Source organism: Providencia sp. PROV003, assembly GCF_045040775.1.
Lineage (GTDB): Bacteria > Pseudomonadota > Gammaproteobacteria > Enterobacterales > Enterobacteriaceae > Providencia > Providencia huashanensis.
In genome coordinates this window covers 1,556,825-1,568,950 of the sequence record NZ_CP096369.1, presented here as the reverse complement: position 1 = coordinate 1,568,950, position 12,126 = coordinate 1,556,825, and the positions used below count along the sequence as shown (strand labels likewise).

The window sequence follows — 12,126 nt, the reverse complement described above, 5'->3', positions numbered from 1 at the left end:
TCATGACAACTGAAATTAACAAACAAGATTTTTGGTACGCTGAATGGTCCTTCCCAATCTTTGTTGGGCTGTTATCCGCAGGGATCTTTGCAGGTACTCACATGTATGTCGTCTATGGCTTCGGAGCGTTTAACGAAGTGGCCTTCGTAGCCATGCTGCGTGCAGGGTTAGATACTGGTGTTTACGGTGCAGTAGCGGCTTTCGGTGCTAGCTTCCTATTCGCTCGGATCATTGAAGGCTCATTAGTCGGTATCTTAGATATCGGTGGCGCATTACAAACGGGGATTGGTCTAGGTGTTCCTGCTCTATTCTTAGCCGCGGGCTGGGATATTTTAGTGACCAACTTCTGGATGTCACTGCTTACGGGTTTACTCCTTGGCGTGTTAATCGGTCTGTTAATCGTATTTGCACGTAAATTCACAATTGCCCAAGCCAACTCAACCTTCGGGGCTGATGTCATGATGGGTGCAGGTAACACATCAGGTCGATTCCTTGGGCCATTGATTATCCTTGCTGCAATGGCTGCATCCATCCCAATTGGTATTGGTTCTTTAATCGGCGCATTGGTTTTCTATGTATGGCAAAAACCTGTTGCAGGCGGTGCAATTTTAGGTGCGATGTTATTCGGTTATTTCTTCCCAATCGCCGCTTAATCCGCATTCTCTCGGAATATAGGTTAACGAAAACGCTACGGTTTATATCATTTAGAACAAACAGTTAGACATACTCTAAATAATTCAAATTGCAGCAAACGACGATATCCCTAGGAGCATACACCAGTATGTGACTAGGGTAGTGAAACAACAGGCAACAACGCTGCGGTTTGAAGTATGACGAGTATGACAAGCATCGAGTATGAAGAAGGCAACTTATGTACACTCTAATCATCAAACAAGCTAAACGTATCGATGGTGCAATTATCGATATTCTTATCAAAGATGGAAAAATCGACGCCGCAGGCCCAGAGCTGGCCAACAATCAACAAGCAGACAAAGTTATTGACCTGAAAGGAAAATGCTATGTAAGTGCGGGGTGGATCGACTCTCACGCACATTGTTTTGTTGAATCGCCTATCTACTTCGATGACCCCGACTTAGCAGGTGCTGCGGGTGGAGTCACCTCACTGGTTGATGCAGGTAGTGTAGGCGCTGATGATGTTGATAAATTTTATCAACTCACCCAAAAATCGAAAACCAATGTCTTTTCTTTATTGAATATCTCTCGTATTGGCATCATTGCACAAAATGAATTGTCAGATATGAACAATATCAATGAAACTTGCTTCCAAGAGGCCATTGAGCGCCATAATGGCTTCATTGTTGGTATGAAAGCGCGTATGAGCAAAAGCGTGGTGGGTGAAAACGGAATTACCCCTTTAATCAAAGCAAAAGAAATGCAGAAAAAACATCATCTCCCGCTAATGGTGCATATTGGTAATAACCCCCCAAATATTGATGAAGTTGCCGATTTACTCACCCGTGGGGATATCATTACTCACTGCTTTAATGGCAAGCCAAATAAAATTTTAGGTGATGATGGCTACCTAAAACCCTCAATTGCCAGAGCACTGGCGCGTGGTGTTATTTTAGACGTTGGTCATGGCGGCGAAAGCTTTAGCTTTAAAGTTGCAGAGCAAGCCATGCGTATTGGGACTTATCCAGACATCATCAGTTCAGATATCTATCACCGAAACCGCGTAAATGGGCCAGTGTATAGCCTTGCTTTTGTAATGACGAAATTCCTCTGCATGGGCTTTAGTGCTGAGCAAGTTTTACGTTGTGTCACAGAAAAAGCTGCTGACTTGCTGTCACTTCCAGCGAAAGGCTATCTAAAACCGGGCTTCGATGCAGATATTACGCTATTTGATTTAAAAGAAGAACCGACTGAACTCACTGATGCAGAAGGTGAACATCGCATAGGGACTCACCGCTTTGTTCCTATTGCCGCAATTGTCGGTGGAAAACATATTATTCATGCAGAAGGCGAATCTGAACATGCAATCAATCTATGATAAATATCAGTTAAAACACGTTATTAATGCTTCTGGCCGTATGACCGCCCTTGGTGTATCGACCCCAACACCTGAAGTGGTTGAGCGAGTGGCTTATGGGTTAAATCACTATTTTGAAATTAAAGATTTAGTCAATAAAACAGGCGAATACATTGCAAGTTTATTAGATGTTGAAGCTGCAGTTGTGGTGTCTTGTGCATCTGCCGGTATTGCCCAAGCTGTTGCCGCGGTGATCGTGCAAGACGACGATGATTTACTACTCAACCTGCATTCATCCGACAAAGTGGTTCCTCGCGAAATTATTTTACCTAAAGGCCATAATGTTAACTTTGGCGCCCCCGTCGACACCATGGTGACACTCGGCGGAGGTAAAGTCATTGAAGCTGGTTTTGCTAATGAATGCAATGCTGCACAACTCGCGGCAAAAATCACCCCTCAAACCGCAGCCATCTTATATATCAAATCACATCATACCGTACAAAAAAGCATGTTAACTGTGGAGCAAGCGGCCAAAGTCGCTCATGACCACCAGCTACCGCTGATTGTTGATGCTGCGGCAGAAGAGGAATTAACGGCTTATTATCACGCTGGTGGCGATATTGTTATTTACAGTGGTGCCAAAGCTATTGAAGGCCCAACCAGCGGTCTCGTTATTGGTAAAAAACAATATATCGAGTGGGTTAAACGCCAAAGCCAAGGTATCGGCCGAGCAATGAAAGTCGGTAAAGAAGGTATTTTAGGGCTCACACTTGCTATCGAACAATATCTGAGTGCGACAAAAGAAACTGGCGCTGAAATGGTTAATCGAATGAGTAAATTTATCAGTGACCTAAATGATATCAACGGCATCTCTGCGCAAGTGGTATGGGATGGCGCAGGACGCGATATTGCACGTACTGAAATTAGCTTCGATGAAAATGTTATTGGCAAAACGACCTATCAGATTATGGCTGAGTTGAAACAGGGGAATACCGCCATTTATTTCCGTGAATACAAAGCTAATGAAGGAAAAGTTGAAGCGGATATCCGTAGTGTAAGCAATGAACAACTTGATGTCATTTCAAAGAATATTCGTTTGCTAGTAGAAGGATTTTAAAATGAAATTGTCACCGAATTTTTACCGTGACCGTGTCTGTTTAAATGTGTTGGCTGGTAGCCACCAAAATGCTAAAGACATTTATGTCGCAGCGGAAACCTTTGTCGTTGTCGGTGTATTATCCAAAAATTACCCTGACTTAGAAAGTGCCATAGCTGATATGCGCATCTACGCGCAAGAGACGGATAATGCGTTATCGGTTGGTCTTGGGGCTGGCGATCCAAACCAATCAACCATGGTGTCTTTAATTTCACAGGAAATTCAACCACAGCATGTAAATCAAGTATTTACAGGTGCTCCCATTAGCCGAGCCTTATTAGGCCAAACCGAGACATTCGTTAACGCATTAATCTCACCGACAGGTACGGTTGGCATGGTAAAAATCTCTACAGGCCCATTAAGCTCACAAGCCCCAGATGGCATTGTCCCCATTGAAACCGCAATCATGATGCTTAAAGATATGGGCGCTGACTCTGTTAAGTTCTTTAATATGAAAGGGTTAAAATATATTGAAGAATATAAAGCCATTGCTAAAGCTTGTGCTGAATTTGATTTTTCTTTAGAGCCTACTGGCGGTATTGATTTAGATAACTTTGCGGAAATTTTGCAAATAGCCCTTGATGCAGGCGTGAAGAAAATCATTCCTCATATTTATAGCTCAATCATTGATAAAAATACGGGCAATACTCGCCCAGAAGAAGTTCGTCAATTATTGCAGATGGTTAAGCAAGCGGTTAATTGATGCGTTAAAGCAGTAAAAAGAAGTCGGAAAATAAATATAAGCGAGATGTTATAAAAAACAGTCATTGTGACAAATGACAAAACAACAAATGCCCCACTCATCTAGTATGTAGTGGGGCTTTTTTCATTATATATTAATGACCTATCATTCGTGCATTCGGTATAATATGAAACCAATAATTATCGGGGACAGGGCTATCCCACACACCAAAGTAAGCAGCAACCCCGATGACACTAAATAACATTCCCAGAGTTAAAACTAACATAATTACCCCAGACAATGGGATTTGGCGTTTTTTTCTTGGCACTTGTAATGAAAAATTTAGGGTTGAAGAAACAGGGCAGGACTCCACGCACGTCATACACCCTGTACATTCCACCGTTCTTACCTTAATGAGCTTGTCGACTGGAATACGCGACGGGCAGTTCTTGGCACATTTTCCGCAATCAATGCAGCTTTCCACATCTCGACGAATTTTTACGGGGGAAAATAACGAAAATAGCCCCAACAATGCACCATAAGGGCACAAATAACGGCACCAAGCATTGCGAATAAACAAACTAATCACCACAAGAACAATAACACTCACCAAGGTAACACCGCTAATGTAGCGAAAGAAATCGAGCATTTTAACATCAATGATGATCCCATAAGGCGACATCATAAAATACTGGATCATCTGTGCAGGCATGGATAATGCTATATAGAGAAAAAAAGCTAATAGTAAATATTTTAAGCCTTTTAGAGGAATATCTAACCATTTAGGTAAATCGATTTGGTTTTGATAACGAAACAGTTTTTGCCCTATTTTCCCCGTGTATTCAGAAATTGTCCCTATTGGGCACATCCACGAACAAAAGGCTTTTTTCAATAATAAGCTAATAATTATGAAAGAAATCAAAAGAAACATTGAGGCCGCATGGATTACCGGAAAACTGCCTGTTTCTAATGTGTATTTTAAATTCATTAACCCAGCAATAGGTAGCCAACCCTCAATCCCACCCGGACGAGGAAGATAAAGCGTTGCCCCACCAGTTTCGTAGTAACGAACCCAGTAATAGAAAGTAATACCGATATAAAGGTTTATCGCCAAGAGTGTGAATTGTACAACTTTCCGCCAAGTTGATGCGTTCCGCCAATCATTCCAAGGAAGCTTTCCCCCTGTCGTACCGGGGCGGCGTTGATACCTTATACGTGGTTTTTTGGTCATATACGCCCATCTCTTTAACATGCATTTTAAATACCATTATTGTATTTACATATTCAGAAAGCATATTGATTTGCATCAGGGGGTTGTGACGTTGATGGTTTGATACAACAAAATGGTGAAGGTTGACCAGAAAAATAGAAAAATATTATCGTTGGTTTTTGCTAAATAATTCGAGTTGTGCCAAGGCGGCAAAATGAGGAAATCCCTAGGAGCATACAAAAGTATGTGACTCGAGTTGACGAGCAACGCCAACATAGGACAGCTTAAAGCACTACAAACTGAGATTTTTTCTAAATAGTTAGTGCTGTAACAAGGCAGCGATGTGAAGACAGCACGGGGAGCATACAAAAGTATGTGACCCGTGTGGCTGAATGAAGCTAACGCCGTGACAGCGCTAAGTATGACGAAAAAATGGGAGTTGGCCGATAAGCCGGGTTCTGTCGTGGACAACCATTCATCTAGGCCAGCACTTGCGCACTGGCTCCAGCAACCTACCCGAGTTCAATGCGGGCCGCACCATATGAACCCCTATTTGGTCTTGCTCCGGGTGGAGTTTACCGTGCCACGAACTGTTGCCAGTCGCGCGGTGCGCTCTTACCGCACCCTTTCACCCTTACCTGATCCTGTAAACAGGCCATCGGCGGTTTGCTCTCTGTTGCACTAGTCGTAGGCTTGCGCCTCCCAGACGTTATCTGGCACCCTGCCCTATGGAGCCCGGACTTTCCTCCCCTTTACCCGTCTCCCGAAGGGACAACGATAAAGCAGCGGTTGTCTGGCCAACTCCGCGGCGAATTATAGGCACTTTGTTGTAGCTTGTACAGACTCTAGCACCTGCAATTTACCACTTATATTAATGTAACCGTTTTATTTGCCTAAAAATCATTCATTGCTTTGATTATCAAGCATCAATTTATACAACATATTTTTCTTTAACCCATAAATTTCGGCTGTAATCGCTGCCGCTTTTTTAGGGGGAAGCTCTTTTTGTAATAAATTTAACGTGCGAACCACATCAGGAGAAATAGCCGAATCATCCTCTGGCTTCTTATAGCCTTCAACAATTAACACCATTTCGCCGCGATGGCGGTTTTCATCCTCTTTTACCCACGCCAACAATTCACCTACTGGACGGCCTTCAATTGACTCCCACGTTTTAGTCAATTCCCGAGCTAAAACAACATGACGTTCTGGTCCCCAGACTTCTACCATATCTGCTAAACTATCTAACAAACGGTGGGTTGACTCATAGAAAATCAGTGTCCGAGTTTCTTGTTCAAGTGATTGTAAAACGTCTTTACGGCCTTTTGTTTTAGCAGGTAAAAAACCTTCATAACAAAAACGGTCTGAAGGCAAACCGGCAGCAGACAGCGCAGTAATCGCTGCACAGGCGCCGGGTAAAGGCACAACACGGATACCAGCCTCACGACAACGATTGACTAAATGATAACCTGGATCATTAATTAAAGGTGTACCTGCATCAGAGACTAATGCGATACTATCGCCTTGTTGAAGTTTGCTAATTAATTGATCTGCCTTTTGCTGTTCATTATGATCATGTAGAGCGAACAGTCGTGCATTAATCGCAAAATTCTGTAAAAGAATGCCTGAATGCCGAGTGTCCTCTGCCGCAATAAGGTCAACATGTTTAAGAACATCCAACGCACGTTGCGTGATATCACCCATATTACCAATTGGGGTTGGGACGATATACAGCGTGGATGCCATAACCACAGCTTGATTAGGTTGGTTCATTGTTTCATCCGAATAGCCGGTTTAAAATTAAGCAATTGAAAAATACACCATTGGATACAGTATGCGTCCTTCAATTTTTTTGCATTTGAAAAAAGGGTTAATCTGCACAGCAATGCTATCTATATTTGCATTGTCAGGGTGCCAAATGGTATCGGATTACTTCCCGCCCACCCAAAAAACACCTGAGCAAAGTACGTCTGATGTCAGCAGCTACCAAGCCATCATTGATGCTGCTCAAGGCAAGCCCTCAATGGAAGCCCTGCGAGCTTATATTAGCCAAGAGCCTTTATTAAAAACAGCTGCTGAGCGCCAAGCCAATATTGATGGCCTCTGGAAGATGTTAACACAGTTAACGCCAGAACAAGTCCACGGAATTGAGGCTGATGAATATATTCTCCAAGGTTGGGTCGATCTTTTAGATATTTATCAAAACAACCAAGATGACCCTGATGCGCTACGCACCGGTTTCAACGACTGGAAAATGCGTTATTCAAATAACCCAGGGGCCACAATTCCCCCGACCCAGTTGCTCCAAGCAATGTTACCGCGTGTTGGCACAACCCCGAAAATAGCCCTATTTTTACCGATGAGTGGGCAAGGTCAGGTTTTCGGTCAAGCCATCATGCAAGGGTTTATGGATGCTCAAAAAGGGCTCCCGCAAACCACATCTCTTCCGGCTAACACAGCGAACGCTCAAAGTAGCGGTAATGATATACTCGACCAAATTTATGCAGAAGTCGCAGCGACCACGGGTGAAGCGCCTGCCACCACCGATAATGACTTGGTAACCTCCGCTTTACGTATTGATGCTACTCCGACAAATACACAAACGATCAAAGTCTTTGATACCACCAATCAACAAATGCCTCAACTGCTTGAACAAGCTAAAAATGAAGGCTTTAACCTTGTTGTCGGGCCGCTGCTGAAAACAGATGTAAATGTGATAGCACAAATGGGTGCTCCTGTTAGCGTTCTTGCGCTTAACGAACTCGATAGCAACCAATTACAACCTCGTCCAAACCTCTGTTATTTTTCGTTATCTCCAGAAGATGAAGCGCAAAATGCAGCCGCTTATATGAGGTCTGAAGGCAAACAAATGCCTCTCGTATTAGTGCCAGCAAATGCCTTTGGCGATAGAATTGCCAAAGCCTTCGCTAAAGGTTGGCAAGAGAAAGGCGGCTCGACCGTGTTAATGCAAACCTTTGGTTCAGTACCTTCGCTAAAAGAATCCATTAACCGCGGTGCTGGTATCCGTATGACTGGAACACCTGTTAATACAGGGGAAACAGTTAGCCCACAATTAAGCCCTCAAATTGAAGATTCAACAGGTGCTATTGATGGTGTTTATATTGTGGCGACACGTGACGAGCTGACGCTTATCAAACCGATGATAGAAATGGCAATTAGCACCCGTTCACGTCCAGCACTTTATACGAGCTCACGTAGTAACCAAGCAGGTTCAGGGGCTGATTACCGCTTCGAAATGGACGGTGTTAAGTTCAGCGAGGTCCCTTTATTAGCTGGTGCAAACAATAGTTTACGCAAACAGGCTCAACAAAAGTTAAATAATGACTACTCACTATTTCGCTTATATGCAATGGGTATTGATGCATGGTCATTAGCTAATAATTTCGATAAATTACAGCAACCAGAACAATTACGTATTAATGGTGCATCCGGAGTACTCACAACAACACCTAATTGTGTTGTTTTCCGCGAATTACCTTGGTTACAGTTCAAGCAAGGGAAGATCCTTCCTGCTCAATAGGGTATAAACAAGTCATCGAGAAGGTGACTTTTCAGACAAGGACGTCATGAAAACAATCCAGAAACCCTTAAAATGGTTAACAGGTCGGTACTATGAACACCAAGTACTCACTTTCCTGAAACAACAAGGGCTAACGTTTGTCGAACGTAATGCAAGAAATCGAGCCGGTGAGATCGATTTAATAATGCGCGATAATACTGGTTGGGTATTTATCGAGGTACGTTTTCGTAAAAATGGTGATTACGGTAATGCACTTTTATCAGTAAACTGGCATAAACGTAGAAAATTATTAGCCGCTGCAAAATTATGGCTTGCGCAAAGGCAAGAAAGTTTCGATACCAGCTCGTGCCGTTTTGATATCTGCGCAATAACGGGTAACCAATTTGAATGGATACAAAACGCATTTAACGAAGATGGCTAGTATTCGTAATCTGAATGACAAATAAGCTACCTGAATAAATTAGCGAGTATAATCAACAACGCTACAAATATTACTTTTCGTTGTAGCAAGGCTGCAAGAGTGTAGCCAACGCCGCTACAGCATGGGATATGACGGGATTACCCTAAATAATTCGTGTTGTAGCAAGGCGGCAAGTAAGCTAATCCCTATGAGCATACATAAGTATGTGATTAGGGTTAGCGAGCGTAGCCAACACCGCTACAGCACGAAGTATGACGGGTAAATTTTGATAGGAAAAAACCAGTGCTAGACCGTATAAAAGTTTGTTTCACTGAAAGTATTCAAACTCAAATAGCAGCTGCTGAAGCGCTGCCGGATGCTATATCCAGAGCTGCAATGATGATGGTTCAATCATTGCTAAATGGTAACAAAATTTTATGTTGTGGTAATGGTGCTTCTGCTGCCACAGCACAACGTTTCGCCGCGAGTATGATCCACCGTTTCGAAACTGAACGTCCTAGCCTGCCTGCATTGGCACTTAATACCGATAATGCTGTATTAACCGCTATCTCAGGCAGCAAACAACCGTCCGAAATTTATGCTAAACAAGTTAGGGCATTGGGGCAGCATGGTGATGTTCTAATGGCAATATCTACTCATGGTAATAGCAGTGATATAATTAAAGCTGTTGAAGCGGCGGTAACGCGAGATATGACCATTGTCGCTCTCACTGGCTATGACGGTGGAGAGCTCGCAGGGTTACTTGGCCCACAAGATGTTGAAATTAGGATCCCATCTCAAAGAAGTGTTCGTATCCAAGAAGTTCATTTACTTACTGTAAATTGTCTGTGCGACCTCATAGATAATACCCTTTTCCCTCATCAGGACGATTAAGGAGACAAAATGCGATTAATACCAGTTTTTGCCATAATCATGAGTACTATTCTTTTACAAGGTTGTATTGGTGCTGCTGTTGTCGGCTCTGCTGCTGTTGCAACGAAAAGCGCTACAGATCCTCGCACAGTTGGTCAGCAAGTTGACGATGGCACCTTAGAAGCACGTGTTAGTGGACAACTTAATAAAGATAAGGAAATAACAGGTAAAGCACGCATTATCGCGACTGCGTATAAAGGAAATGTGTTATTAACGGGGCAAAGCCCTGACATGGCTTGGGCTGAGCGTGCGAAACAAATCGCCTCGAATGTTGAAGGAACTACTGCTGTTTATAATGAGGTTCGTAGTGGTGAACCTGTTGATTTAGGCACAGCCTCAAAAGACACTTGGTTAACAACCAAAGTAAAATCCAAAATTCTTGCCAGTGACAGTGTTAAATCGGGCAGTGTAAAAGTCATCACAGAAAATGGTGAAGTCTTTTTATTGGGGGTATTAACAAGGCAAGAAGGTGATGCAGCAGCAAAAATTGCGAGCGAAACAGACGGTGTTCGCCGAGTAACCACAGCATTCACTTATCTCAATTAATCATAAACAATAATATATTGGTATAAAAATAAAAGCCATGAGTTAAAAACCATGGCTTTTATCTTATTCCGAAGCCAATTGGTTTATTTTCAGAAAATTCTTACCGCCTAATAAGCGCATCTGATTCAAGATCCACGCTTGCCTTTTTAAAACATAAGAAGAGGGTGATTTTACGCTATACCTATGAGGATTAGGTAAAACTGCTGCTAATAATGCAGATTCATTCATTGTAAGCTTGCTAGCAGGCTTATTAAAGAATTTATTTGCAGCCTCTTCTACCCCAAAAACCCCCTCTCCGAACTCAGCAACATTCAAATAAACAGTGAGTATTCTTTTTTTAGACCAGAAGAGCTCCATAACTGGAGTCATTGCTGTTTCAAACCCCTTTCTTATCCAGCTTCTTCCATCCCATAACCATACGTTTTTTACAGTTTGTTGAGAAATGGTAGATGCCCCTCTGACTGACTGTTTATTGATCATATTATGTTGATAAGCCCTCTCAATTGCATCAAGATCAAAACCCCAGTGATGAGGGAAATTTTGATCTTCAGCGGCAATTACAGCCAAATAAACATACGGAGAAATACGATTTTCATCTACCCATTTAGAATGAGATACATAAGAAAAGTTTAAGTTTAACCATGCGGTAATTTGTCTTTCTGCCATTACTGCTGAAAATGGCACTGGTACATATTTAAAAAGAATGACGGAAAAAAGCCACACCACAAGTAATGAAATTGTGATCTTCTTTAACCAGTGCCACAATCTAGAAACAAAAGTTAGCATTTAAATAATCACGCCATTTCTAATACTTTCTTAACGAGCTTGTTAATACCTATATTTGCTTCAGAAATTGATTGAGCCAGCATATAAGCAGGTGTTGTAACAACTCGATTAACCTCATCAACTACAATGTCATCTACAGTACATTTGACGTGCTTCCCTCCCATGCTCTCTATCTGAGCAATCGTTTCACTATCATCACCAATAGTTAGTTCTACTGATGTATTTAACATTTTAGGAAGCATGACAGGAGCAATACACATCAGCCCTAGTGGCTTTTTCTGCTGATGCATTTCTCGTACTAAACTTAATAGTTCTTTATTAATTTCACACTCACTTCCTTTAACTGCGAAATTACATAAGTTTTTTGCAGCACCAAAACCACCAGGAATTATGAGGGCATCTAGCTTTGATGCATCAGCTGACGACAAAGGCGATATTTTCCCACGTGTAATACGAGAAGATTCTTCTAATTGGTTACGTTTCTCTGATTTTTCTTCACCAGTTATATGATTAATAACAGTAGGTTGATTATCATCAGGAGCGAAAAAATGAACTTCAGCATTATTTTGACTCAAAGCCAACATAGTTAATACAGACTCATGGATCTCGCTTCCATCAAAAACACCACAGCCACTTAAAATAACCGCAATTGATTTCATATCTTCCTCCATTTGTAGTAAATTATCTCTCAAGCGCTAAAGGGTAGAAACATCAATCTTCATCACAGATTTTAATGAATCTTGTAACAGATTCGCTAAATTTTGGTATCTTGATGTTGCCCTTTACGGTGATATACCTAATTTAATGATTTGCCAAGAACAAAAAATACATGCAGATCAACGATTTCCCTGGTGTTGGCGCAGTATTCGCGCACCCCAACTT

General features: G+C 42.1%; 12 protein-coding genes and 1 other RNA gene. 8 read left to right on the top strand and 5 right to left on the bottom strand.

Features of this window, described 5'->3' with window-relative positions:
• Positions 1-2 precede the first annotated feature (2 nt).
• The 4 genes from M1F14_RS07240 (at position 3) to M1F14_RS07225 (ending at position 3,849) form a co-directional block, all read left to right on the top strand.
• Complete coding sequence (locus M1F14_RS07240; protein WP_042846188.1) at positions 3-653, top strand: DUF4310 family protein; 651 nt, start codon at positions 3-5, stop codon at positions 651-653.
• Positions 654-871: 218 nt separating this feature from the next.
• On the top strand, positions 872-2,011 hold the full coding sequence (locus tag M1F14_RS07235) for an amidohydrolase/deacetylase family metallohydrolase (RefSeq protein ID WP_042846189.1): 1,140 nt from the start codon (positions 872-874) through the stop codon (positions 2,009-2,011).
• Positions 1,995-3,107 (top strand): DgaE family pyridoxal phosphate-dependent ammonia lyase, encoded by a 1,113-nt coding sequence (locus M1F14_RS07230; RefSeq protein WP_181468753.1) that lies wholly within the window; start codon positions 1,995-1,997, stop codon positions 3,105-3,107. The genes M1F14_RS07235 and M1F14_RS07230 overlap by 17 nt, the downstream gene beginning before the upstream one ends.
• A gap of 1 nt (position 3,108) precedes the next feature.
• Positions 3,109-3,849 carry a 2-dehydro-3-deoxy-phosphogluconate aldolase gene (locus tag M1F14_RS07225; RefSeq protein ID WP_042846191.1) on the top strand — a complete coding sequence of 247 codons (741 nt, stop codon included), beginning with the start codon at positions 3,109-3,111 and terminating at the stop codon, positions 3,847-3,849.
• 133 nt (positions 3,850-3,982) lie between these two features.
• Here M1F14_RS07225 and M1F14_RS07220 read toward each other — a convergent pair whose 3' ends face one another.
• From M1F14_RS07220 to rsmI, 3 genes are all read right to left on the bottom strand, one after another.
• On the bottom strand, positions 3,983-5,059 hold the full coding sequence (locus M1F14_RS07220) for a 4Fe-4S binding protein (RefSeq protein WP_232370498.1): 1,077 nt from the start codon (positions 5,057-5,059) through the stop codon (positions 3,983-3,985).
• A 410-nt stretch (positions 5,060-5,469) separates the two neighbouring features.
• Positions 5,470-5,843, bottom strand: an RNA gene (rnpB, locus tag M1F14_RS07215) — RNase P RNA component class A.
• A 95-nt stretch (positions 5,844-5,938) separates the two neighbouring features.
• Entirely contained in the window at positions 5,939-6,811 is an 873-nt protein-coding gene (gene rsmI, locus M1F14_RS07210; protein ID WP_042846193.1) for a 16S rRNA (cytidine(1402)-2'-O)-methyltransferase, read from the bottom strand.
• Between the two features lie 61 nt (positions 6,812-6,872).
• Between rsmI and M1F14_RS07205 the strand changes: the two genes are divergently transcribed.
• The 4 genes from M1F14_RS07205 to dolP all read left to right on the top strand — a co-directional run bounded on the left by M1F14_RS07205 (position 6,873) and on the right by dolP (position 10,458).
• Entirely contained in the window at positions 6,873-8,579 is a 1,707-nt protein-coding gene (locus M1F14_RS07205) for a penicillin-binding protein activator (protein WP_042846194.1), read from the top strand.
• A 46-nt stretch (positions 8,580-8,625) separates the two neighbouring features.
• Positions 8,626-9,000, top strand: a complete 375-nt coding sequence (locus M1F14_RS07200; RefSeq protein WP_042846196.1) for a YraN family protein — start codon at positions 8,626-8,628, stop codon at positions 8,998-9,000.
• Positions 9,001-9,282: 282 nt separating this feature from the next.
• Entirely contained in the window at positions 9,283-9,873 is a 591-nt protein-coding gene (diaA, locus tag M1F14_RS07195; protein ID WP_004908326.1) for a DnaA initiator-associating protein DiaA, read from the top strand.
• A 9-nt stretch (positions 9,874-9,882) separates the two neighbouring features.
• Positions 9,883-10,458 carry a division/outer membrane stress-associated lipid-binding lipoprotein gene (dolP, locus tag M1F14_RS07190; protein ID WP_042846198.1) on the top strand — a complete coding sequence of 192 codons (576 nt, stop codon included), beginning with the start codon at positions 9,883-9,885 and terminating at the stop codon, positions 10,456-10,458.
• A 63-nt stretch (positions 10,459-10,521) separates the two neighbouring features.
• On the opposite strand, the gene mtgA is transcribed toward dolP, so the two are convergent.
• Entirely contained in the window at positions 10,522-11,244 is a 723-nt protein-coding gene (mtgA, locus tag M1F14_RS07185) for a monofunctional biosynthetic peptidoglycan transglycosylase (protein ID WP_181468755.1), read from the bottom strand.
• 8 nt (positions 11,245-11,252) lie between these two features.
• On the bottom strand, positions 11,253-11,903 hold the full coding sequence (gene elbB / locus M1F14_RS07180) for an isoprenoid biosynthesis glyoxalase ElbB (RefSeq protein ID WP_048606189.1): 651 nt from the start codon (positions 11,901-11,903) through the stop codon (positions 11,253-11,255).
• Between the last annotated feature and the right edge of the window lie 223 nt (positions 11,904-12,126).